The sequence below is a fragment of the Halomonas sp. NPDC076908 genome, from assembly GCF_050269715.1.
Classification (GTDB): domain Bacteria; phylum Pseudomonadota; class Gammaproteobacteria; order Pseudomonadales; family Halomonadaceae; genus Vreelandella.
Genome location: NZ_JBNNIW010000007.1, coordinates 1 through 23,425, shown reverse-complemented (window position 1 = coordinate 23,425; position 23,425 = coordinate 1). Strand labels below are relative to the sequence as shown.

The 23,425-nt window shown below is 52.2% G+C and carries 19 protein-coding genes and 1 pseudogene; 13 read left to right on the top strand and 7 right to left on the bottom strand.

The window, feature by feature from the left end:
- Nucleotides 1-26 precede the first annotated feature (26 nt).
- The 3 genes from ACQKE4_RS05695 to ACQKE4_RS05685 form a co-directional block, all read right to left on the bottom strand.
- The gene (locus ACQKE4_RS05695; RefSeq protein WP_427387311.1) at nucleotides 27-692 is read right to left on the bottom strand and encodes an isochorismatase family protein; all 666 of its coding nucleotides are present in this window, start codon (nucleotides 690-692) and stop codon (nucleotides 27-29) included.
- A gap of 57 nt (nucleotides 693-749) precedes the next feature.
- Entirely contained in the window at nucleotides 750-1,643 is an 894-nt protein-coding gene (locus ACQKE4_RS05690) for an isocitrate lyase/PEP mutase family protein (RefSeq protein WP_427387310.1), read from the bottom strand.
- A 62-nt stretch (nucleotides 1,644-1,705) separates the two neighbouring features.
- Complete coding sequence (locus ACQKE4_RS05685) at nucleotides 1,706-2,125, bottom strand: nuclear transport factor 2 family protein (protein ID WP_427387309.1); 420 nt, start codon at nucleotides 2,123-2,125, stop codon at nucleotides 1,706-1,708.
- 234 nt (nucleotides 2,126-2,359) lie between these two features.
- Between ACQKE4_RS05685 and ACQKE4_RS05680 the strand changes: the two genes are divergently transcribed.
- From ACQKE4_RS05680 to ACQKE4_RS05655, 6 genes are all read left to right on the top strand, one after another.
- Nucleotides 2,360-3,166 carry a GntR family transcriptional regulator gene (locus tag ACQKE4_RS05680; RefSeq protein WP_427387308.1) on the top strand — a complete coding sequence of 269 codons (807 nt, stop codon included), beginning with the start codon at nucleotides 2,360-2,362 and terminating at the stop codon, nucleotides 3,164-3,166.
- Between the two features lie 147 nt (nucleotides 3,167-3,313).
- Entirely contained in the window at nucleotides 3,314-4,741 is a 1,428-nt protein-coding gene (leuC, locus tag ACQKE4_RS05675) for a 3-isopropylmalate dehydratase large subunit (RefSeq protein ID WP_427387307.1), read from the top strand.
- Nucleotides 4,741-5,379, top strand: coding sequence for a 3-isopropylmalate dehydratase small subunit (leuD, locus tag ACQKE4_RS05670; RefSeq protein WP_427387306.1), 639 nt, complete (start codon nucleotides 4,741-4,743; stop codon nucleotides 5,377-5,379). Before leuC ends, leuD begins: the two co-directional genes overlap by 1 nt.
- Nucleotides 5,380-5,543: 164 nt before the next feature.
- On the top strand, nucleotides 5,544-6,542 hold the full coding sequence (dctP, locus tag ACQKE4_RS05665; RefSeq protein WP_427387305.1) for a TRAP transporter substrate-binding protein DctP: 999 nt from the start codon (nucleotides 5,544-5,546) through the stop codon (nucleotides 6,540-6,542).
- Nucleotides 6,543-6,605: 63 nt separating this feature from the next.
- Entirely contained in the window at nucleotides 6,606-7,112 is a 507-nt protein-coding gene (locus tag ACQKE4_RS05660) for a TRAP transporter small permease (protein WP_427387304.1), read from the top strand.
- Complete coding sequence (locus tag ACQKE4_RS05655; protein WP_427387303.1) at nucleotides 7,112-8,425, top strand: TRAP transporter large permease; 1,314 nt, start codon at nucleotides 7,112-7,114, stop codon at nucleotides 8,423-8,425. The genes ACQKE4_RS05660 and ACQKE4_RS05655 overlap by 1 nt, the downstream gene beginning before the upstream one ends.
- Nucleotides 8,426-8,522: 97 nt before the next feature.
- On the opposite strand, the gene zigA is transcribed toward ACQKE4_RS05655, so the two are convergent.
- Entirely contained in the window at nucleotides 8,523-9,749 is a 1,227-nt protein-coding gene (zigA, locus tag ACQKE4_RS05650) for a zinc metallochaperone GTPase ZigA (RefSeq protein WP_427387302.1), read from the bottom strand.
- A gap of 315 nt (nucleotides 9,750-10,064) precedes the next feature.
- Between zigA and ACQKE4_RS05645 the strand changes: the two genes are divergently transcribed.
- The 7 genes from ACQKE4_RS05645 to ACQKE4_RS05615 all read left to right on the top strand — a co-directional run bounded on the left by ACQKE4_RS05645 (nucleotide 10,065) and on the right by ACQKE4_RS05615 (nucleotide 20,799).
- Nucleotides 10,065-12,809, top strand: coding sequence for a type I restriction-modification system subunit M (locus ACQKE4_RS05645; RefSeq protein WP_427387301.1), 2,745 nt, complete (start codon nucleotides 10,065-10,067; stop codon nucleotides 12,807-12,809).
- On the top strand, nucleotides 12,802-14,127 hold the full coding sequence (locus ACQKE4_RS05640; protein ID WP_427387300.1) for a restriction endonuclease subunit S: 1,326 nt from the start codon (nucleotides 12,802-12,804) through the stop codon (nucleotides 14,125-14,127). The genes ACQKE4_RS05645 and ACQKE4_RS05640 overlap by 8 nt, the downstream gene beginning before the upstream one ends.
- Nucleotides 14,128-14,243: 116 nt before the next feature.
- The gene (darG, locus tag ACQKE4_RS05635) at nucleotides 14,244-14,705 is read left to right on the top strand and encodes a type II toxin-antitoxin system antitoxin DNA ADP-ribosyl glycohydrolase DarG (RefSeq protein ID WP_427387299.1); all 462 of its coding nucleotides are present in this window, start codon (nucleotides 14,244-14,246) and stop codon (nucleotides 14,703-14,705) included.
- A gap of 126 nt (nucleotides 14,706-14,831) precedes the next feature.
- Nucleotides 14,832-16,103, top strand: coding sequence for an AAA family ATPase (locus tag ACQKE4_RS05630; protein WP_427387298.1), 1,272 nt, complete (start codon nucleotides 14,832-14,834; stop codon nucleotides 16,101-16,103).
- On the top strand, nucleotides 16,103-16,774 hold the full coding sequence (locus ACQKE4_RS05625; RefSeq protein WP_427387297.1) for an RloB family protein: 672 nt from the start codon (nucleotides 16,103-16,105) through the stop codon (nucleotides 16,772-16,774). Before ACQKE4_RS05630 ends, ACQKE4_RS05625 begins: the two co-directional genes overlap by 1 nt.
- A 36-nt stretch (nucleotides 16,775-16,810) precedes the next feature.
- Nucleotides 16,811-20,095 (top strand): type I restriction endonuclease subunit R, encoded by a 3,285-nt coding sequence (locus ACQKE4_RS05620; RefSeq protein WP_427387296.1) that lies wholly within the window; start codon nucleotides 16,811-16,813, stop codon nucleotides 20,093-20,095.
- The gene (locus ACQKE4_RS05615) at nucleotides 20,092-20,799 is read left to right on the top strand and encodes a M48 family metallopeptidase (protein WP_427387295.1); all 708 of its coding nucleotides are present in this window, start codon (nucleotides 20,092-20,094) and stop codon (nucleotides 20,797-20,799) included. The genes ACQKE4_RS05620 and ACQKE4_RS05615 overlap by 4 nt, the downstream gene beginning before the upstream one ends.
- A gap of 186 nt (nucleotides 20,800-20,985) precedes the next feature.
- On the opposite strand, the gene ACQKE4_RS05610 is transcribed toward ACQKE4_RS05615, so the two are convergent.
- From ACQKE4_RS05610 to ACQKE4_RS05600, 3 genes and pseudogenes are all read right to left on the bottom strand, one after another.
- A protein-coding gene (locus ACQKE4_RS05610; RefSeq protein WP_427387294.1) for an IS3 family transposase occupies nucleotides 20,986-22,139 on the bottom strand; the annotation gives its coding sequence in 2 pieces (ribosomal slippage) (nucleotides 20,986-21,902 and nucleotides 21,902-22,139; 1,155 coding nt in all).
- Nucleotides 22,140-22,201: 62 nt separating this feature from the next.
- Nucleotides 22,202-22,411, bottom strand: a pseudogene (locus ACQKE4_RS05605) (TIGR03643 family protein); the annotation flags it as partial.
- 78 nt (nucleotides 22,412-22,489) lie between these two features.
- On the bottom strand, nucleotides 22,490-23,119 hold the full coding sequence (locus ACQKE4_RS05600) for a class I SAM-dependent methyltransferase (RefSeq protein WP_427387293.1): 630 nt from the start codon (nucleotides 23,117-23,119) through the stop codon (nucleotides 22,490-22,492).
- Between the last annotated feature and the right edge of the window lie 306 nt (nucleotides 23,120-23,425).

The window sequence follows — 23,425 nt, the reverse complement described above, 5'->3', positions numbered from 1 at the left end:
GAAGCTTAGCGGTGGCTTGTGATGTCTCAGGCGTTGCCGTTCAGCCACGCGAGTACATCGGCAACCGGCATCACGTCAGCGTATTTAAGGTGCAGGTCGGTGAGGTTGGCGTAGTGGTAGCTTTCGTGTTTATCCGATACGCATTCCATCGGCACGATAGTGCGGTAGCCCCGGGACAGGCTCTCCACGGCGGTGGCGCGGATACAGCCAGAGGTGGATCCACCGGTAATAATCACCGTGTCGACCTGGTGCCACACCAGCAGCGACTGCAGCGGCGTTTCGAAAAAGGCTGAAGGCATGCGCTTGGTGTAGATCACATCGCGGCTGCGGTCGATTTCGCAGCGCTCGTCGAACTCGGCACGCTCAGAGTCGTACTTAATATTCTGCAGTGAGTCCGGCGTATCGGTCCGCGTACCCCATACCCCCGCATCTTCAGCGGAGTCCAAAAAAGCCACATGCGTCCAGACCACCGGCCAGCCTTTCTCCCGAAAACCGCGGGCCAGTTGGTTGGTGTACTCCAACTGTTTGGGGTCTGTTTCGTAGGCGGTTTTAAAGAGATCGGTACGGGTGTAGGCCTTTTGCGGGTCAACGTTCACCAGCACTGCTTTATTACCAAAGCCAAACGGCACCCGCTGGGGATTGGCCATGACGTCGTTAAAAATCTCTTTCGCCGTTTTATCGGTGGTCTGCATCGTCATCTCCTGAATTTGCTTATTTATAAATCATCGGCACGCGTTGAGAAGCGAGCGTTAGCGATTGTCGTATTGCTCGCCAAGCTCCAGCATCGCCTGGGTGCCTAGGTAGTCGTTAAGCTGTTTGAAATCGAGCATCTGGTCGCGGAAGGCGTCGGTGGTGCCGTCCTGCTTCAGCGTGGCAAAGAAGCGACTGGCCATATGAGTAATCGCTCGTACCAGTGCGCCGGGGAAAATCACCAGCGAGAAGCCTAGGTCTTCCAGCGCCTGGGCGTTCTGCAGCGGCGTGTCGCCACCCTCGACCATATTGGCCATAATCGGTACCTTGCCCTTGAACTGGGACATGATCTTGCTGATATCTTCGTCGCTACGGATACCTTCGATAAACAGCATATCCACGCCCGCTTCATAATAGGCCTGGGCGCGCTCAATGGCGCTGTCGGTGCCTTCCACGCCAAGTGCATCAGTACGACCAATGATCAGGGTGTTATCGCTTTCCCGTGCATCCAGTGCGGCATGCAATTTGCCCACCATTTCGCTTTTAGAGACCAGCGTTTTACCGCGCAGGTGACCACAGCGTTTAGGGTAGGTTTGGTCTTCAAGCTGGATCGCGTTAGCGCCAGAGCGCTCCAGCAAGCGCACGCTGCGCATCACGTTCATGGCGTTGCCAAAGCCTGTATCACAATCCACAACCACGGATAAGTTGGTGCGCTCACGGATATGTGACATGGCGGTGCAAATTTCGGTAATGCTCAGTAGGCCAATATCCGGCCGCCCCAGCTGGGTGTAGGCTAGGCTTGCGCCGGAAAGGTAGACCGTGTCGAAGCCTGCCTGCTCGGCAAGGGACGCACCAAGGGCGTCAAACACGCCGGGGGCGACCACAATGGAGCTGTCTTTCAACTGCTGCTTAAGTTGGGCTGGCTGGTGTGAGGCGTGCTGTTGGCGTGTCATAAATATCTCGTCACTGTAGGTGAAAATATTGTAGGAAAAATCATGAGCGGTGAGTTCAAGCGTTAGCAGCAGCTCTTTGCGCTAGCGGCTAGGGCCAAGTCGTTCCAAACGTCCTGGCGGCTAATCAGGCCACCGGTTATTTCAAAGCGATCGATAAAGCGCACGCCAGTTGATGTGCTGCCATCCAGCCACTCCACTGTGAGCTCGCCGTGGCAAAACACGACTACTACAGAACCAGCGCAGTGGTTGGGGGAGTCGCACTGGTCAACGGCGTGAAACGTTTTGCTCACCCGTCGGTAGCGGCTTTGAGCCCATTCGACGACCTCGCTGAGCCGTTGCATCGGCGGCGCGCCAGGAAACTGCATGACGACGTCTACGGCGAGGTAGCGCTCTGCACTAGCTAGGTCGCGGGCTTCCATGGCGCTTAAGAAAGCACGTACCTGCTCAGCGCTAGGGTTTTTCTCAGGGCGGTTTTCCGTCATAGGTGTCGCTCGACTCTTTGGCTAATCGCTGCTCATCTGAAACCCTTATTTGGCACCCGGTTGTTAGCGATACTTAAGGGCACTGGTTCTGTAATAATGGCTTTCAAATGGCAGTCATTGTGTTATTAATTGGCTGTCGATATGTATTATATGTAATACATTTTTATGTCTATTATTATCCTTACGTCAAGCCTGACATGAATTTTTCGAACAACATCCTAAGGAGAGGCGTGGATGAGTGAGGCACAATCCTCCGCGGTGGGTGGCACTAAATCCCACCGCATTTACCTGCTGTTGAAAGACGCTATTTTGAGTGGGCGGCTGCCCGCGGGCAGTAAATTAGCCGGTGAAAATAAGCTGGCGGAACAGCATGGCGTGTCGCGAGTCACCGTTCGGCGTGCCATGGAGGCATTGCAAACAGCAGGGATGGTGGCGCGCAAGGCGGGGGTGGGTACGGTGGTGTTAGAGCAGCCGCTGGACGCCACGGTGATGACCGCCAGTGTGTCTAATCTGATGCCCAACATGGTCAAGATGAGCCAGGCTTCCCAAGTGCGTTTGTTGGAGTTTGCCTATGTGCTACCACCGGAAATGGTTCGCGAGCGGTTAGGTATGTCGCAGAACGTTAAAGTGCAGCGTTCGGTGCGTGTGCGTATGGTCGACGACAAGCCGTTTTCGCATTTGGTGACCCATGTCCCCGAAGCTATCGCTCTGCACTACAACGAAATGGATTTAGCCCATACGCCGCTGTTTGTACTGTTAGAGCGCAGTGGCGTAAAGGTCGACCACGCTTCCCAATCGATCTCCGCTACGCTGGCTAGCCACGAAGTAGCGGAGGCGCTGGATGTTGCTGTGGGTTCGCCGCTGATTTCACTCACCCGCGTGGTTTACGACGAACAGGGTCGGGGTGTGGAGCACTTGGATGCGCTCTATCGTCCGGACCGTTATCGCTTCCAAATTGATCTAGAGCGAAATGGCGACGATAACTCCCGCTATTGGGAGCCAAAAGTAGGCGGAATGCCCACCAGCGGGAAGGATGCATAGCGTTTTAGCCTATCTTTTTTAATGTATTAAATTTAATACAGATTTAAAATTATAAAAAATACATTTGACCTGTGTTGTGGAATTGAGCTAGTTGTATTGGGGTAGTGATCATAATACCAACGAAAGCTGAGGCAACGAGCGACGACAATGAGCACCCCAACAACGCTGTTTGACAAAGTTTGGCAGGCCCACGAGGTTCACCGCAGTGAAAGCGGCCAGAGCCTGCTGTGGATTGACCGCCATTTTGTCCACGAAGGCTCCTTTCACGCCTTCAATAAACTGGGTGAGCGGCAGTTGCCCGTTGCACGGCCCGATTTAACCTTTGGTATTGCTGACCACTATGTACCGACGCTAGCCCGTGATTTGGCCGGTGTTGCCGATCCCAAAGTGCGTTCGATGATTGAGCAGCTCTCTCACAATACCCAGCAGCACGGGGTGACGCTGTTTGGCTTGGATGACCCACGCCAGGGTATCGTGCACGTGCTCGGCCCCGAGCAAGGGCTTACCCAGCCCGGCATGATCATGGTGTGCGGCGACAGCCACACCGCCACCCACGGCGCCTTTGGCAGCATTGCCTTTGGCATTGGCGCGTCAGAAGTGGCGCATGTGCTGGCTACTCAAACCCTGTGGCAGAGCAAGCCTAAGGTGATGCGGATTACCGTAGAAGGCCAATTGGCCGAGGGCATCACCGCTAAGGATATTGCGCTGACCTGGATTGCTCGCTTAGGCGCCGACGGCGCACGTGGCTACGCCATTGAGTACGCAGGCGAAGCAATCCGTTCGCTCTCAATGGAAGCGCGCTTAACGCTGTGCAATCTCTCGATTGAAGGCGGTGGTCGCTGCGGCATGATTGCCCCCGACCAAACCACCTTTGATTACCTGCGTGATCGCCCCTGGATTCCACAAGGGGAGGCCTTCGAGCAAGCCTGTGCCCACTGGTCAACGCTCTACAGCGACCCAGGCGCCATCTTTGATTTGGAAGTGACGCTGCATGCAGATGAAATCGCACCGACGGTGACCTGGGGTGTTTCGCCGGAAGAGGCGCTGCCGATAGATCGCGCTGTTCCCGACCCTGATCAGCTGAGTGATCCGGCGAAAGCACGCCAGGCTCGAGATAGCTTGGCCTATATGGGCTTAACGCCAGGCCAAAAACTCACCGACATCAAAATTGATCGGGTTTTTATTGGCTCTTGCACTAACGCCCGCATTGAAGACTTACGCGCCGCTGCCGCCATACTGGCAGGCCAAAAAAGTCGCGTACCCGGCATGGTCTCGCCAGGCTCAACCCTGGTGAAAACTCAGGCCGAAGCCGAAGGCCTAGACCGTATCTTTATCGATGCGGGGCTTGAGTGGCGCCACTCTGGCTGCTCCATGTGTGTAGGCATGAACGGCGATTTAGTGGCTAGCGGCGAACGCTGCGCTTCGACCACTAACCGCAATTTTAAAGGCCGCCAAGGGCCAGGCGCGCGTACCCATTTGATGTCACCTGCCATGGTGGCGGCCGCGGCGGTCAGTGGGCGGTTAGCCGATGTGCGCACGCTTAGTTCTACCGTTCAGGCATCAGGAGCGCACTAATGCAACCGATTACTGTATTGAACACCCTTGGCGTGGCGCTTGCCGCCGCTAACGTGGATACCGACCAGCTCATTCCCGCGCGCTTTATGAAAGAGCCGCGCAGTGTCGGTTACGGCCAGTTTCTGCTTTATGACGTTCGCCACGATGAACAGGACACGCCAGACGCTGAGTTTATTCTTCATCGCCCTAACGCAAATGATGCCGAAGTGATGGTCAGCCGACGCAACTTTGGCGCTGGGTCATCGCGTGAGGCAGCCGTCTATGCGTTGGTCGATTATGGCTTTCGTTGCGTAGTGGCACCGAGTTTTGGTGATATTTTTGCCTCTAATGCCGTTAATAATGGCTTGCTGCCTGCGGTAGTGGAAGAGGATGATGCCGAGCGCTTGCTGGCAGCGTTGGGTGATGCACCATCCAAGATTTATGTTGATTTGGAGAAGCAGCTAATTCGTGTCGCCGAGGTAGAAGTTAGCTTTTCCATTAGCCCTGTATGGCGCACCAAATTGCTCAATGGTTGGGATGATATCGATATGACCCGCCAACATGCCGACACTATTAGCGATTTCGCAGCACACTACTCTGATCAGTTTCCCTGGACAGCGGCGCAGCCGCCAGAAAGCACCATTATTAGTAAAGGGTAGCGGTCTAACAGCTAGCTTAAAAATGTATTGTTATAAAAAACGCACGCTTGCAGCAGGCATTTACAAGAATGGTTAGCAAAAAAAAAGCTTATCAACGGCTTATAAGAAAGAAACAGAAATAATAAACGCTATAACGCAGATTACCTTGTGCAGGAGACTAACGAATGAAAAAAGTAACGCTTACCCTGGGTATGCTCACCGCTCTGGCTTCCACCCAGGCGCTGGCGGTTGATCAAATCACCGCCGTGCATGCGTTTCCGCCTTCACTAATCTATACCCAAAGCTTTCTCGAATTCGTCGATAAGGTGAATGAACGCGGTGAGGGCGTGGTGCAGATTAACGTGCGCGGCGGCCCTGAAGTCATCGGCCTTTCCGAGCAGCCTGATGCAGTGCGCAACGGCGTGGTCGATATGGCCTATACCGCGGCAAGCTTCTACGCTGGCACCGTGCCTGAGCGCGATGCCATGGTGGCCTCCAACACCAACGCTATTTTCGCCCGTGAAAATGGTGGCATCGACCTGCTCAATCAGATCCATCAGGAGAAAATGGGCACTTACTACCTGGGCTGGTTCGACAGCGGAGTGAGTTATAACCTTTACACCATTGAAGAGCCCACTATCGATGGTGAAGGTCATCTGAGTGTGTCGGGCCTGCGCCTTCGCAGTAACCCGGTGTACGACGCCTTCTTCCAGGATTATCTGGGCGCACAGCCGATTAGTTTGCCGACCACCGATGTCTATGCTGCCCTTGAGCGTAGTGTGGTGAATGCCACCGGCTGGACGCAAATTGGCTTGAAAGACCTTAATTGGGACCGCTTCCTCAACTACCGCGTGGATCCGGCGTTTTTCTCCACTGACATGGGTGTGATCGTTAACCTGGATAAGTGGAACCAGTTAAGCGAAGAAGCACAGCAAATACTGCAAGAAGTGGCTATTGAACATGAGCGCGAAAGTGCCGAGAAGCTGGCTGCTCTCTCCGAGGAGCAGCAGGCTCAGCTAGAAGAAGATGGCATGCAGGTCATTACTCTTGAAGGGGAAGTAGGCGAGCGTTACGCCGAAGCCGCCCGCGATGCTACCTGGGAGCGTATGCGCCGTCAGATGGAGCGTCACCCTTCAGGTCTTGAGCATTACGACACGCTAATTGAAAAGTTTAACGACCTGTAAGAACGGTAAGGGCGCGGAAGGATCGCGCGCCCCTTTTGTATGGCTTTTTCGTTAGGGTCTTTTATGCGCTACGCACAACGCGGCTACCTGCTGCTACTTAACGGTATGGCCCTGCTGGCTGCCATCATGCTGGTATGGCTGATGGTAGCGGTGGTGCTTTCCGTGGTGATTCGTAACCTGGGGCTTCAGCCTTCGGCGTGGTTCTTCCTTTCCACCGAGTACGCGATGTTTTATCTCACCCTGCTGGGTGCGCCCTGGTTGGTACGTCAAAAAGGGCATGTGCATATTGAACTGCTGACCTCTGTTTTACCACCGCCGATGCTCAACATTCTCAGCCGTGGTGTGTCGTTGCTATGTGTTGTGGTATGCGGCGTGCTGGCATGGAAAGGCTTGGATCTTGTGTTACTCAACATTGAACGTAGCGATTATGACGTGCGTGCTTTTTTCGTGCCGAAATGGATGCTGACGATTGTGTTCCCAATCAGCTTTGCCTTAATGGCGATCGAATTTAGCCGTTTTGTGGTTGGCCACGATATTCTTCACAGCGGTGAAGCGGGGATTAAAGAATAATGGAATGGTACTTTGCGCTCGCTTTTCTGCTCTCGCTAATTCTCATCTTTATGGCGATTGGTACACCCATCGCATTGGCCTTTTTAGCCGCCAACGTGATCGGTGCTTGGCACTTTATGGGTGGCCAAACCGGCATCGTGCAGATGCTCAACAACGGTTTTGGTGCGCTCTCAAGCTTTAATTTGGTACCCATCCCACTGTTTTTGCTGATGGGCGAACTGTTTTTCCGCACCGGCTTGGGCATGAAAATGTTCAACGCCGTCGACCAGTTGATGGGTAAGCTGCCGGGGCGCTTATCTTATGTGACGGTCGTCGGCGGTACGGCGTTTTCTACCTTAAGCGGTTCTTCCATGGGTTCCACGGCGCTAATGGGCTCGCTGCTGGTGCCGGAAATGGAGCGCCGTGGCTATAAGAAGAAAATGGCCATTGGCCCCATTCTGGGTACTGGCGGCCTGGCGATTATTATTCCGCCTTCTGCGTTGGCGGTACTGTTAGCAACCTTGGCAAAAGTGGATATTGGCGCGCTGTTGATTGCGGGTATTCTGCCTGGGCTGACGCTGGCGGGTTTCTATATTGTCACCATCTTTATCCAAACCAAGCTGGACCCGGAGGCCGCCCCTGCTTATGAGTTAGAACCGGTGCCGCTTAGCGCGAAGCTCAAGCTGATAGTGACCGATATTCTGCCGATGCTTAGCGTCATGGTGATCATTGTGGCGATGATGCTGATGGGGTTTGCTACACCGTCGGAAGCAGCAGCCTTTGGTGCATTGGGGGTGATTATCCTGGCGTTTATTTTCCGCTGCATGACTTGGGAGGCGTTTAAGCTTTCGGTTACTGGGGCATTAAAAGTCACCCTGATGGCTTATCTGATAGTGTTTGGTTCAGCGACCTTCAGCCAGCTACTGGGCTTCTCCGGTGCTTCGGGTGGCTTGATCGGCTGGGCCACCAGTTTTGAGCTTTCGCCAATTTTGATGCTGCTGGCAATGTTTGCAGTGTTGCTGGTGTTGGGTACCTTTATGGAGCAGATATCCATTATGATGCTCACCGTACCGATCTTTTTCCCACTGGCCCAGGCACTAGGGTTTGATTTGGTATGGTTTGGTATCGTCGTGTTGCTGGCGCTTGAAATCAGCTTCTCAACACCACCTCTTGGCCTATTGCTATTCGTGATGAAAGGGGTCGCACCCGCCGGTACTACCATGCGCGAAATCTACTCAGCCGCGATTCCCTATATTCTCTGTTCGATGCTACTGGTGGCAGTACTGATAATGTTTCCGGGCCTCGCTACCTGGTTGCCCAGCATGCTGCAGTAAGCGCCTTAGCTTGCAAAAAAATAGTTGGCACAAATTGATGGCAACAAAAAAGAGAGGCTGCGGCCTCTCTTCTTGTGCTTGAGGTGACTGCTAGCGCCTACTTCCAGGACGGGAATGGGTCGGGTAGTTTCTTCCACGCTTTCATGCCTGCCAGCAGTTCTGCCTCGCTTAGCAGGCAGTCGTCCAGCGCTTCACGCATTTTGGCTTGGTCCAAGTTCTGACCGATAAACACTAACTCCTGACGCATGTCACCAAACGGCTCCTGCCACTTCTCCATAATAAACTGACGTGTTTCGGGGTCGGTTGGCCAGCGCTCTTCGGGGATCGCTTTCCAGAATACCCCCGCAGGGCCATGGTGAGCGATACCGCCTGCCTGGCTCCACTGGCCTGCGGCCTGGGGGCGAGTGGCCAGCCAGAAAAAGCCCTTAGAGCGTAACAGGCCTTTGCCGAACCAATCCTGGTTGAGTAGGTCATGAAATTTCTGTGGGTGGAAGGGGCGACGGGCGTGGTAGGCAAAGCTGCCAATACCGTACTCCTCGGTCTCAGGCATGTGCTCGCCGCGAATCTCCTTTAGCCAACCGGGAGCTTGCTGGGCGCGCTCAAAGTTGAACTTGCCGGTGTTGAGCACTTTATCCAGCGGTACGCCACCCTGGGTGATCGGTACTAATTCCGCATCCGGATTCAGTGAACGTAGAATGGCTTTCAGGGCTTCCAGTTCTTTATCGCTAATCAGATCAGTTTTACTGATCAGCAGCACATCGCAAAACTCGATCTGATCGACTAACAGATCGGCTACATTGCGCTCGTCGTCTTCACCCAAGCTTTCGCCAGCTTCCGCCAAACTTTGCGCTTCGCGGTACTGTTCTAAAAAGTTGGCTCCATCGACCACGGTGACCAAGGTATCTAGCCGCGCTACGTGAGAAAGGCTTTGACCGCTCTCATCTTCAAAAGTGAAGGTTTCCGCTACAGGAAGTGGTTCAGAGATGCCGGTGGATTCAATGACCAAGTAATCGAACTTGCCTTCCCGAGCCAACTGGCTGACCTCTTCCAGCAAGTCTTCACGCAGCGTACAGCAGATGCAGCCATTGCTCATCTCTACCAGGCGCTCTTCGGAGCGGTTCAGTGCCACCTCGCCATCCAGCGTCGATTCGCCGGGGCCGCCTCGCACCAGCGCGCCGTCGATATTGACCTCGCTCATATCATTGACGATCACCGCGACGCGGCGACCTTCGCGGTTGGCAAGAATATGGTTGAGTACGGTGGTTTTACCGGCACCAAGAAAACCCGAGAGCACTGTCACGGGTAGGGGAGTAAATGTGGTCATTGCTAGGTCACCTCTAAATGGGCTTATGTTATGTGATAATATAACAATAAGGAGATGAGTTTAGAATAGCTGAGCGCTAGTTCATGTGTAGGCTGCTAAACAGCGAGTAAAACACTGAACAGTTTCATGCAGGTTATCGTGCATGCGTGATTTATTAAAATGGAAGGGTTTTAGGCGGTTTATTATATAAACAAATCAAAGGTTTGAAAGATTTTTGAGAGTTTTTCCGATCTGACTGAGAGTCCCGTATAATCGTTCTCATATAGCAGGAAAGGGTGGTTGCCCATTCCGCGCACACTGGAACTGTAGGGCTCAATGAATCAAAAACTGACGCTTCCCCACCTAGAAAGCTTGCTGATGCGCGCCTGTGACGACTTGCGCGGCAGCATGGATGCCAGCGAATATAAAGAGTACATTTTCGGCATGCTATTTTTGAAGCGTGCCAGCGACTTGTTTGATGAACGCAGAGAAGAGCTGCGTCAGCAATTTACTGCCCAAGGCATGGCTGAGGCGGACATTGCCACTGAGCTGGAAGACGCTGACCACTATTCAGGGAAATATTTCTACGTGCCGCAGCGGGCCCGCTGGAATGAACCCTGGCAAGAGGTAGTCATTAAGGATGGGCAAAAGCAGCTCATTCAGCGCCCTGCGCTTAAACACGTAAAAGAAAATGTTGGCTCTGCGCTGAACAAGGCCTTAGGCGCGATTGAAGAGGCCAATCCGGACGCCCTTCAGGATGTGCTTAGCGGCATCAATTTCAACCGTAAAATCGGCCAGCGCACGCTGGATGACGATACGCTTGCCGACTTTGTACAAAACTTCGAGAAGATCCCGCTACGCGACGAAGATTTTGAATTCCCCGATTTGCTTGGTGCTGCCTATGAATGGCTGATCAAATACTTTGCCGATTCTGCAGGTAAAAAGGCAGGCGAGTTCTACACCCCGTGGGAAGTCGTGCGGCTATGTGCTGAGGTCTGTGATCCAGAAGAAGGCATGAGCGTCTATGACCCCACGGTGGGCTCTGGTGGCATGCTGATTCAAATGCGCGACTTCCTACGCGAAAAAGGCGGTGATGCCCGCGAGTTGGCCCTTTACGGTCAAGAAAAGATCGGCACCACTTGGTCTATCTGTAAGATGAACATGCTGCTGCACGGCATTTCCCATGCCGATATTCGCCAGGAAGATACCATTCGTGAGCCCCAGCACTTTGACGAGACCAACGAACTTAAACGGTTTGACCGGGTGGTCGCTAATCCACCCTTTAGCCAGAACTACCTCAAAAAAGACCTGAAATCCCCAGGACGCTTTCCGGTAATGATGCCGGAGAAAGGCAAAAAAGCGGATCTGATGTTTGTGCAGCATATGCTAGCCGTGCTTAAGCACGATGGCCGAATGGCCACGGTAATGCCGCACGGCGTACTATTTCGCGGCGGTGAAGAGCGCGAAGCGCGCAAGTATTTTATCGAGCAAGGGTATTTGGAAGCCATCATTGGCCTGCCGGGCAACCTGTTCTACGGCACGGGTATTCCCGCCTGTATTCTGGTGTTGAACAAGGCAGGAGCCGAACAGCGCCGTAGCGATCAAGGCAGTGTCCTGTTTATCAATGCTGACCGGGAGTACCGCGAAGGTAAGGCCCAGAACCATCTGCGCCCGGAAGATATCGACAAAATCATCTATGCCTATCGCCAGGGTCAAGCGATTCCCAGCTATGCTCGTCCGGTACCCATTACTGAGCTACAGAACGAAGATTTCAACTGCAATATCCGCCGCTACGTGGACAACGCGCCACCACCCGAGCCTCATGATGTACGCGCCCATCTACACGGTGGCGTGCCGGTGCGAGAAATCGACAGCCTGGATCACTACTGGCAGAACTACCAAAACCTCAAAGCCGCGCTATTTGTCGCGCGTGACGCCAATTACATGGATTTCGCCCCGGCGCTAGCGGATAAGCGCGAGATTGCCGGATTGATTAATCAACACCCCGGTGTGGCGGTTGCTAATCAAACTGTCATGGGCGTGCTGGAAGCGTGGTGGGATGACAACTTGCCGGTAGTGGAAGCCTTGGCACCCGATGCCGAAAACCAGCAGGCTCGCCCCCGCAATGTTTACGTGATGCGTAGCCAGTTACTGCAAGGTATCGAAATCGCCCTGGCCGATAACGGCTTGCTTACCCCGTTTCAGGTGCGTGGCGCCTTTGCGACCTATATAGATAGCCTCAAAGCAGATTTTAAATCCATCGCCGCCAGCGGGTGGGGGCCGGAACTGATACCCGACGACGAAATTCTGCAAAGCCAATTCCCCGATGTGCTGGAAGAGCAAGAGCAGGCCCAGGCGCGTCTGGCCGAACTACAAACGCTGTTTGCCGCTGCTGACGAGGAAGAGTTCGAAGATAGTGACGATAGCGGCGTGCTGCCCAGCGATGAGGTCAAAACTAAAAAAGACGAGCTCAAAGCGTTCAACGCTGAATGGAAAGCACAGCTTAAAACCATCAAAAGCCTAGCCAACAACCTGTTCATCGAGCTTAAAAATACTGACCTGCTGCCCGCAGGTAGTACAAAAGCGTTTTACAGCAGCGAGGGCCTGACCAACAAAGCGCCCGAGTTTAGCAACGGGCTGCGCATCGTCGAGTTGGCTGAGCAGCAAGGCTACGGCAGTGAATGGATTATTCCACTGCGCGATGCAGTGAGCCAAGGCCAACGGGCATTGAAAAGCGCCCAGCGCGCTGAGGCTAGCCTGAGCCGCCACAAAGCATTGGAAGATGAAGCCAAAACGCTGAAAAAAACGCTGAAGACCATCGAGCAAAAACGCGACGAACTGGTTGCTAGTGCGCGCAAGAAAATCTCAGTTAACGAGGCGCGCACGGTCATCATTGAGCGCTTGAGAGCCCGCCTACTGGCTATCTACAGCGGCTACCTGCGTAGCGAGCAGCGCGCCTGCATCAAAGCCATCGAAAACCTATGGGCCAAATACGCCGTCACCGCCCGCCAGATCGAGTTCGAACGAGATCAAGCTGCGCAGCAGTTGCAGGAATTCCTGGTGGAGTTGGGGTATGAGTAGTTCCTACGAATGGTCGTTGATAAAGTTAGGCGATTTAGTCGAAGGGCACCGAGGCGTTTCTTATCAGCCGCATCATTTACTAAGTGATCACTCTCATGATGCGGTTGTCTTGTTAAGAGCCAATAACATTCAAAATGGTAGGCTGGTTTTCAGCGACATACAGGTTGTTCCTGAAGCTATAGTCAAGACGGATCAGTTGCTAGCTTTTGGTGACATGGCAGTCTGTATGTCGAATGGCAGTAAAAGCTTGGTTGGTAAATCAGCCCAGTACAAAAGTAGTCTAAGTGGCAACGTGACTGTAGGTGCTTTTTGCTCAATTTTTAGGCCGAAACAAGATGCAGACTCCGGCTATATAAAACAGATTTTTCACTCTGCTATTTATCAGGCACATATTGATTACTCTCTCGCTGGAAGTGCGATAAATAACCTAAAAAACTCTGATATTGAGTCACTGGAGTTGATGGTTCCGCCAAAATTCATACAACAAAAAATAGCCCGCATTCTGCAAGTCATTGACAAAGCCATCGAAAAAACCGAAGCCCTGATCGGCAAGTACCAGCAGATCAAAGCTGGATTGATGCACGATCTGTTTACTCGCGGCATTGGCCCCGACGGAAAACTGCGCCCGCCACGCGAGCAGGCACCGGAGCTGTACAAGGAAACCCCTATTGGGTGGATTCCGAAGGAGTGGGTATTTGATACTTGTGAAGATGTTTGTGAAAAAGTTATTGACTGCAAAAATCGAACGCCACCCATAACACCCGATGGCCATCCTGTTATACGCACCCCTAATGTTAGATACGGGCAGTTCGTTGACGATGGACTTGTCTACACAGATACTCGTTCTTATTCAGTTTGGACAGCCAGAGGAGCTCCTCAGCCGGGGGATATCGTAATTACGCGTGAAGCACCAGTTGGTGAAGTATGCAAAATTCCCGAGCGCCATCAATATGCATGCCTTGGTCAGAGAATGATGCTGTATCGCGTTGATCGAGAAAAAATTTCAGATGACTTTTTTCTTTATGTTCTTCAGTCGAGAGCTGTGCAGGCCCGTTTGGACTTAATATCAGGCGGTTCAACGGTTGGCCATGTCAGGGTCGGTGATATAAGAACTCTTTGGATTTTTTACCCGGAATCTAGAGACGAACAGTTGCAAATTGCACGAGCGTTAAACCATATATGCTCAAAGCTTGATACTGAAGCCTCATTTTTAGAAGCACTCCAAAAACAAAAAAACGGTTTAATGCATGACCTGCTTACCGGCAAAGTGCCAGTGCAGGTTGAGTCGGAAGCGAAGCCTGAGGCGGTCAATGCCTAATCATTACCCGAACCTTAACGCCGACAAGGCGCTGATTTGGCGGATTACCCATCGACAGAATCTGCCGTGGCTTCTGGCGGGCTGTTTACTCACTTAGTATATCAAAGGTGTCAGCTATGATTTCCTACACCACTGGCAACCTACTTGAAGCTGATGTTGAAGCCCTGGTGAACACCGTTAATACGGTGGGCGTGATGGGTAAAGGCATCGCGCTGATGTTCAAGAAGCGCTTTCCAGCCAATTACACCGCTTATGTACACGCTTGCAAAGAGGGGCGAGTACAAACTGGCCGTATGTTTGTGACCGAAACCACAGAATTAGTGAATCCGCGCTGGGTCGTCAATTTTCCTACGAAACAGCACTGGCGCGATAAATCCCAAATGCAGTGGGTTATCGACGGCCTAGCAGACCTGCGTAGTTTTATAAAAGAGTACAAGGTCCGCTCTATAGCCATCCCTGCGCTGGGCGCCGGTAATGGCGGTTTGGAGTGGGGGCAGGTAAAGCCTCATATTGAGCAAGCCTTAAGCGACCTGGATGAGGTGGCAATTGTTGTATATGAGCCCTCTGATCAGTATTAATTTTGTCGTTTTCTTGATCCTGTTTTTGACATTTATTGTCAAGAATGTGGTTTTAAATGGTTTTTGTGAATGTTAAGTGCTAGATTTTGACCAATAGTGTCATTTTCTATAGTAGGGGTGTGTTTGATGCTCATTGAGATGAGTGTGGCCAATTTTCGATCATTCCGTGGGGAGCAGACGTTTAGCTTGGTGAAAGGCAAGGGGGATGAGTTACTGTCCACCAATACTTTTACGGCGACTGCGGTCAACAATATCGAATTGCTGCGCTCGGCAGCTATCTATGGCCCCAATGCCAGTGGCAAATCCAACCTCTTGTTGGCGTTGGGCACCATGAAGCGGGTAGTGCTGGAATCGGCGGCAAATCTGCAGCGGGGCGATGAGTTGCCGGTGATGCCATTTCGCCTAAGCGCGGAAACGCGCCAACAGCCCAGCGAGTTTGAAGTGACCTTTGTGGTTGGTAGTGTGCGCTACCAGTACGGTTTTGCCGCCAGTGTCGAGCGCATTCATGAGGAGTGGTTGCTGGCCTACCCGAAGGGTCGTGCCCAGCGATGGTTTGGCCGTGCTTGGAACGTTGAAGATCAGCGTTATGATTGGGAGCTGGGCAGCAACCTAACCGGTGAAAAGCAGCTTTGGCAAAAATCCACACGTGCAAATGCGCTCTTTTTATCCACCGCTGTACAGCTTAATAGCGAACAACTACAGCCTATTTTCGACTGGTTTAACAATACGCTTCGCCTGGCTAATGTAGGAGGTTGGGGGCCTGGGTTCAGTGCCTCACTGTGCGAAGACAGTAGCAAATCAAAAGTGATGGACTTTTTGCGCGCTGCAGATTTGCATATCGACGATATTGTGGTTGAGTCCAAGCCATTTGATGTTGAAACGCTGCCGGAAGGAATGCCGGAACCCCTACGCGATGTTATCGCTGGCAATATGAAGGATAAAACGATTCTTGATATTAAAACGGTGCATAAGGATAGCGACGGTAAGGCGGTTACGTTTGATTTTGAAGACGAGTCTGACGGCACGCAAAAGCTATTTTCTTTCGCTGGGCCCTGGATCGACTCGCTGACAAACGGCTATGTCCTGTTTATCGATGAGCTTCACGATAATCTTCACCCGCGCTTGGTGCAGTTTTTGGTGCAACTGTTTCATAACCCAGAGACCAACCCGAATAATGCACAGCTGGTGTTCACTACTCACGAAACATCTATCCTGAACCAAGAAGTATTTCGGCGTGATCAAATCTGGTTCTGCGAGAAGGACGCGAGCCATGCGACAGCGTTGTATCCGCTGACAGATTTTAGCCCGCGCAAGGGGCGCGAAAATTTGGAACTGGCTTATCTTTCCGGGCGCTATGGTGCTTTACCCTTTATTCGGTCGCTAGAGCGGGCCAGTTGATGGGTACGGATAATCTGTTTCATAAACGTAAAGCAAAAAGCGCTAAAGGGTTACAGCGCCGTGCAGCAAAGCGCGATGCGTATGCCAAAGTGCTGATTGTCTGTGAGGGAGAAAAAACTGAGCCTCACTACTTCCATGGTCTTAGAAATTACTACGGGCTGAATACGGCCAATGTAGAAGTGTCTGGTGAAAGTGGCTCAGACCCAAACAGCGTGGTGAGATTTGCAAAGCAACGCTTTCGAGAAGAAAAGGACGCGGGTGATGCCTTTGATAAGGTATTTTGTGTGTTCGATAAGGATACTCACCATCACTATGGTGAGGCGCTGGGTTCAATAGCGGCTGCACAGCCCCGCGACACCTTCATCGCTATTAACTCAGTGCCCTGTTTCGAGTATTGGTTGTTGCTACATTTTGTTTATAGCACTAAGCCGTATGTGGCTTTATCGGGCAACAGCGCGGGAAACCAAGTGCTCTCTGAGCTTCAAGCTTATCTGCCAGCTTATGAGAAAGGTTCGGAAGATATCTTTATGAGTTTGCTGGGGCAGTTGGAGTTTGCGAAGAATAACGCCGAGCGCTCACTGCGCCAAGCGGAGGCTAGTGGAACTGACAACCCGACGACCCGAATACATGAGCTGATAGGTTTTTTACAGACGATCAATCAACCGATATGACACACAATAATACGCATAGATGTGGGAAGGGTGAACTTGTCTGAATACACCGAAGTAGAACAGCCGTTTCTGCACCAGTTGCAGGCGTTGGGTTGGGACGTCATTGACCAGGGGCAGGAAATTCCGTCCGACCCGACCCGAAGCCATCGCGTCAATTTTCGTCAGTGGTTACTGCCAGAGGTATTCAACCGTGCAGTATCGGCGCTCAATATCGGTATGGAAAAGGACACTTGGCTGACTGATAAGCAGCTACTGGATTTGCACGAGCAGCTGTTGCGCCAACCGAATCGCACGCTGCTAGAAGCCAATGAGGCCGTGCAGAAGTCGCTGTTAAAAGCCCAGGTAGACGCCAACGAAGAGACCGGTGAACAAGATCCTGTCGTTCGTCTGTTTGACTTTGATTCCCCTGAGAACAATCACTTTCTGGCTATCAATCAGTTTCGTATTGATACCCCCGGCTGCGTCAAACAGTTCATCATTCCGGATGTTGTGCTATTTGTGAACGGTATTCCGCTGGCAGTGGTGGAGTGCAAAAAGGGTGGCCCCACTTGTGCTAACCCCATGGCTGAGGCTTATAGCCAACTTCAGCGCTATATGAACCGGCGTGAAGATACCGCTCGCCAGGGATTGAAAGAGGGTGAACCCCGGCTGTTTCATAGCAACCTATTGCTGATCCGCACAAGTGGCGTGGAAGCCGACTACGGCACGATCACCTCCGGCGAGGAGCATTTCTACCCCTGGAAAATAGGTGATTCAAAAAAGAACAGATCCGGTGAGAATGCCGCAGCCGATAGTCTGAACCAGCAACAGCAACTGATTAGTGGCATGCTCAATAAAGCTAATCTGCTGCGGATTTTACGTACCTCGTCGGTATTTATGGATGCTGACGAAGGTCCGCGCATTAAAGTGGTGTGTCGCTATCAGCAGTTCCGTGCGGCGAATAAGATCATCGAGCGACTGCGCAATGGCCAAACCGTAGAGGATCGAAGCGGGGTGGTTTGGCACACCCAGGGCTCGGGTAAAAGCCTGACAATGGTATTTGTGGCGAGGATGATTCGTGCCTCGAAAGATTTATACGATTACAAGTTGGTACTTATTAATGATCGCACTGATCTGGAAGAGCAACTGGCAGAAACCGCGGCCTTGATTGGGGGGCGGGTGAATGTGATTGAGAGCCGCCAAGCGTTACGCTGTGACCTAGCCACTGACCAGTCCGACGTTAATATGGTGATGGCGCACAAGTTTCAAGTCGCTGACCAGAGCCTGCCGCTGTCGGTTGCCGAAGCCTTGGGCACGTATCAAGCGATTCCGAGCAAGAGTACGTTCGGTGTGGTCAATTTATCGAGCCGCATATTGCTGATGATTGACGAGGCCCATCGTACCCAAAGTTCAGAGTTGGGCGAAAACATCTTCGAGGCCTTCCCGAATGCCGCACGCATTGCCTTTACCGGTACGCCGTTGATCACCGAGCGTCATGGCGAGAAACGTACGGTTAAACGCTTCGGTGATTATATTGATAAATACAGGTTGATGGATGCAGTAGAGGATGGCACAACGCTACAGATTCTTTATGAGGGGCGTACTTCGGATGCCGCGCTGAACGAGAAGCATGCTTTCGAAACGAAGTTCGAGAATCTATTTAAGAATCGCTCCGAAGAAGAGCTGCTGGCCATTAAGAAAAAGTACGGCGCTACGGGGGACATATTAGAGGCCGAGCAGCGAATTGAGGCGATAGCGAAAGATATGGTCGCGCATTACCTAGCGCATATTTTTCCGAATGGCTTTAAAGCACAAGTGGTGTGCCACTCCAAACTGGCGGCAGTGCGTTACCAGAAAGCTATTCAACGGGCGCTTGCTGAGACAGTGGCAAAGCTGCGTGCTGAACCTGTACCCGATGAGGAACGAATTCGCCGCATCCAATTCATCAAAGCGGCCGTCGTACTCTCTAGCGATGGTACTAACGAGGCCGCCTACATTACGGAAGCTCGTAAGCAGGCCAGGGCCTGGAGCGCGGTAGAAAATTTCTGCAGACCCTTTGCTTTTGACGACCCGGATAAGCCCTATAGTGGCATTGCCTTTCTGGTCGTGTGCGACATGCTGCTGACAGGTTTTGATGCGCCTATTGAGCAGGTCATGTACCTGGATAAAAAAATTCGTGAGCACACGCTGTTGCAAGCTATTGCCCGCACTAATCGAGTGAAAAAAGGCAAGCAGCGCGGCTATGTGGTGGACTATGTAGGGCTAACCCACAGGCTTACCGAAGCATTAACGCTGTATGCCGCCACGGATGAACAGCAGGAACTCGCTAGTGGCCTTAAGAATATCACTTCTGAGATGCCTGTACTGCAAGAGCGCTATCAGCGACTGTTGCAGCTGTTTGCTAATCATCATGTGGCCAGTGTACAAGCGTTCGTAGAGGGCAAGTTGCCGGATGTTGAAGACGATGCCTCAGTGGTGCATGCGGCTGTTACACTGCTTAAGGACGAGAAGCTGAGAGCGGATTTCGATGTTTACCTGAAAAAGTTCTTGAGCAGCCTGGATATTATTTTGCCTCATCCTGCTGGTCAGGCGTATCGCGTACCGGCCAAACGACTAGGCTATATTCAACGCGTGGCCAAAGAGCGGTACAAGGATGACTCACTGAGTTTGGGTGATGCGGGGCAGAAGGTGCGTGATTTAATCAATGAGCACCTCATCAGCCTGGGTATTAATCCTAAGGTGCCTCCGGTGGAGTTGCTGTCTGAAGATTTTCTGGATCAGTTAAACGCACACTCCGGCGATAATGCCGAAGCTAAAGCCAGTGAGATGGAGCATGCTATTCGCAAGCATTGCACTGTGCATCACGATGAAGACCCAGCGTTTTATAAAAGTCTCGCGGAGAAGGTAGAGCAACTGATTGATCGCCACCAAGGTGAGTGGGATAAGCTTGCTGAAGAGCTGTTGAAACTGCGTAAAGTTGCGTCACAAGGCCGTCAAGCTGGCGAGGCGGGAATGAGTAAAGAGGCGACCACTTTTTACGAGCACATTGCGTTAGAGGCTTTCGAAGGAGGCAAAGTACCTGCTAGCGCACAGCCAAAAATTAAAGCACTCATGGAAGCGATTGTAGAAACCTTACAGCAGAGTATCGGCAGCATCGATTTTTGGCACAATGCCGACAAGCAGAAGCGCACTAGAAGCAAGATTAAAACGGCGCTTACGCTCACTGGGGTCGACGAGTTGAAAACCAGCCGGGAACGCCTTGCGATTGAAATTATGAAATTGGCCAAAAATCGGCACGAGGCTTTACTCAGCGGTGCTAAGAACGAAGGGAATCAGCCATGATCGCGAGGAAAGTAAGGGACATTGAGTATCATCTGCTTCCCAGCAGCACCCGGAAAACCACCGATATTGTGATTGAGCGTAACGGGCAGGTGGTGGTGCGTCCCCCGGTTAACTACTCGCTGGAGCAGGTGGATGCACTGGTGGAAAGCAAGCGGCTATGGATTTACCGCAACCTTGCAGAATGGAGAGATCTAAATGCCACCGCCGTTACCCGTGAATGGGTCAACGGTGAAACGTTTCTGTACCTTGGCGGCGCTTATCGATTGGCTTTGGTATCACATCAGGATAAGCCGTTAAAACTCAAAGAAGGCCGCTTTTGCCTGAGCCGTGAACTCATCGAAACAGGTGGCACTGCCGCGGCAAGAGCCGCTTTCGAAAACTTCTATAGCGAAAAAGGCCAGCAGCGCTTTGCTGAGAGGGCGTCTTTTTTTGCCCCCAAAGTGGGCGTCGAAAACCATGCTATTAAAGTGAAGGATATGGGCTATCGCTGGGCCAGTTGCGGCCGCAGTGGCACGCTGAATTTTCACTGGAAATGCATGATGGCACCGCCACGAATCATCGACTACATCACCGTCCACGAACTTTGCCACTTTCACCACCGCAATCATTCAGACGCTTTCTGGAATGAGGTCGATAAAGTCCTCCCCGATTGGCGTGAGCGTAAAGAGTGGCTTCGCAAGCGCGGGGCTGGTTTAGATATATGAGCGTTTACGTGCTCTAGGCAACGAAACCAACTAATACTCATTTATTCTGGATGATGGTTAAAGAGGGTATTGACTGACGTACCGAAAATTTATTAAAGATCAGCGCTTATATTGCGTCGGGCAATATCCACGTAGGACGTTCGGCGAACGCAGGGCTTGGTGTTTGGTTGAATCGCCCCGGATATTCTAGACACCCGTTAGGCTCTTAAAGTAACGCCTTTCATACTCAACCGGTGACAAGTTATCACTTGTGCCGTGTCGGCGCTTTGGGTTGTAGAACATTTCAATGTAATTGAACACGTCACGTCTAGCCGCTTCGCGTGTCGAATAAACCTGCCGCTTGATTCGCTCTCGCTTGAGGAGTTGAAAGAAGCTTTCAGCAACGGCGTTGTCATGACAGTTACCACGTCGGCTCATGCTGCCCACGAGGTGATTAGCTTTCAGAAAGCTTTGCCAGTCTCCACTGCTAAACTGGCTTCCTTGATCCGAATGCACCATCACCGTTCCTTGTGGCTTGCGTCGCCAGATTGCCGATAACAGAGCATCCAGCACTAATTCCGTGGTCATACGAGACTTCATCGACCAGCCAACCACTTGACGAGAAAACAGGTCGATAACCACCGCTAAGTAAAGCCAGCCTTCGTACGTTCGGATGTAAGTGATGTCCGTCACCCAAGCAACATTTGGCGCTGTCACTTCAAACTGACGGTCTAAATGGTTGGGTGATACAACAGCCGGTTTTCCACTGCCATAGCTGCCAGGGCGTCGTCGATAGCCCGCCTGAGAGCGTAAACCTTCCCTACGCATCAGACGGGCCACTCGGTGCTTACCACAGGCTTCGCCAGCCTCACGTAAATCCTGATAGACCTTGCGATAGCCATATACACCGCCGCTTTCAAGCCACGCATGCTTGATCAATCCCAAGAGACGCTGATCCTCCCGGTCTCGATTAGACAACGCTTTTTTGCACCATGCGTAGTAGCCGCTAGGATGCACGGCCATCATGCGGCACAGACGCCGTATCGGATGTTGGCTCGCATGCTTTTGAATAAACGCGTACCTCAGTCGGACTCCCTGGCGAAGTACGCGGTGGCCTTTTTTAATATATCTCGCTCTTCTGACACGCGTTTTAGTTCAGCCTTCAAACGACGGTTTTCAGCTTGGAGATTATCATCTTCTTGCCGTTGTTCTACCGGCTTATCGTAGCGCTTGATCCAGTGGTACAAGCTGTGACCTGACACGCCTAAACGCTCAGCGACCTCGGCAACGCGATGACCACGCTCTACCACCTGTTTAACCGCTTCGATTTTGAATTCTTCAGTGTAACGGGGACGGCTCATGGCTCCTCCTAGGTACCTTTAGTATAAGGCCTAGAGGTGTCTACGAAACCCGGGGCGATTCAGGTTGCTCTACCGGTAACGCGTTTACGCCATAGCTTAAACGACGCGGGTTTAAGCTGGTGGCGCATCACCTCAATGACGTCCGGTTCCGCGAGGCCATAGAGCGTTTCAATAGCTTCAAACGGCGTGCGGTCTTCCCAGGCCATTTCAATGACACGTGACTGTTCGTCATCGGGTAAGCGGCGAAATCGCTTAACGGGGGCTGTTGGCATTGGATACCTCATAGTAAGCAGTAAATCTGATTAGCCACTTTATCTTGATATCGCCAGCGATCAAGGATTGCTTCATCATCAGCTAGAGAGTGTTGGCTTTGCTGCCAGTAGCGCACGAAAAAGGCCATTCATTAATACGGGCTCATCGTGGCGAATCAAGAAACCGGCCTCAGAGAGTAGTGGGTGCGCTTGACGGGTGATGTCGGTGGCGAGTGCTGATGTGAGTATATTGAGTAGCCGCCTGCTTGCCCTGGCAGTTTGAGTATCCGGCTGGAATTTATCCATTACGCACAGCTGGCCCCCTGCTTTTAGCACGCGATGCGCCTCGGCGAGACCTTGCTGGGGGTTAGGCATCACGGCAAGAATCAAATGCATGATGACCACATCAAAGTGCTCGTTAGGGTAGTTAAGCGCCTCTGCATCCATGACGCGGCATTCGACATCGCGGCGCAGCCTTTCAGCCCGCTTAGCCGTGCGTTTTACCATAGTAGGCGCTAGATCGGTGGCGTGTAGCTCAATATCGTGTGGTAGAAAAGGCAAGTCTAACCCCGTTCCTACGCCCACCATCAATACTCGCATGCCGGGTTCCCAGTCCACTTGACCCAGCGCAATACGCCGTGGCCTTCGAAACGCACGGGTAGCAATCGCATCATAAAAAGGCGCGTAAGCGGTGTAACGTAGTCGGTTCCACACGGTGGTATTGAACATAGTGCCTCTTTGCAGCGCAACGCTACCATGGCCGAACAGCGGGTGCCTGCTTCTACCCATAGCATGAACTTGAAGGTTTAACCAATACCTGAATCCGTGAAGCCGGCGCCGACACTTTCCCTATCACCGCCAGCGAGCACTTTTTGATCATTCGCCCCGTGCAAGTTGGCTTTCGCAAGCCCGTTATTGCCAAAACCCACCGTGCTGATCGGTGCTGACGGCCCGTTTTGTCATGCCTTTCCACCCGCCAGGCACGACATATCTGGCGATCGCGTGTCGCTTGGAACTGCTTGTGGATAGAGTGTC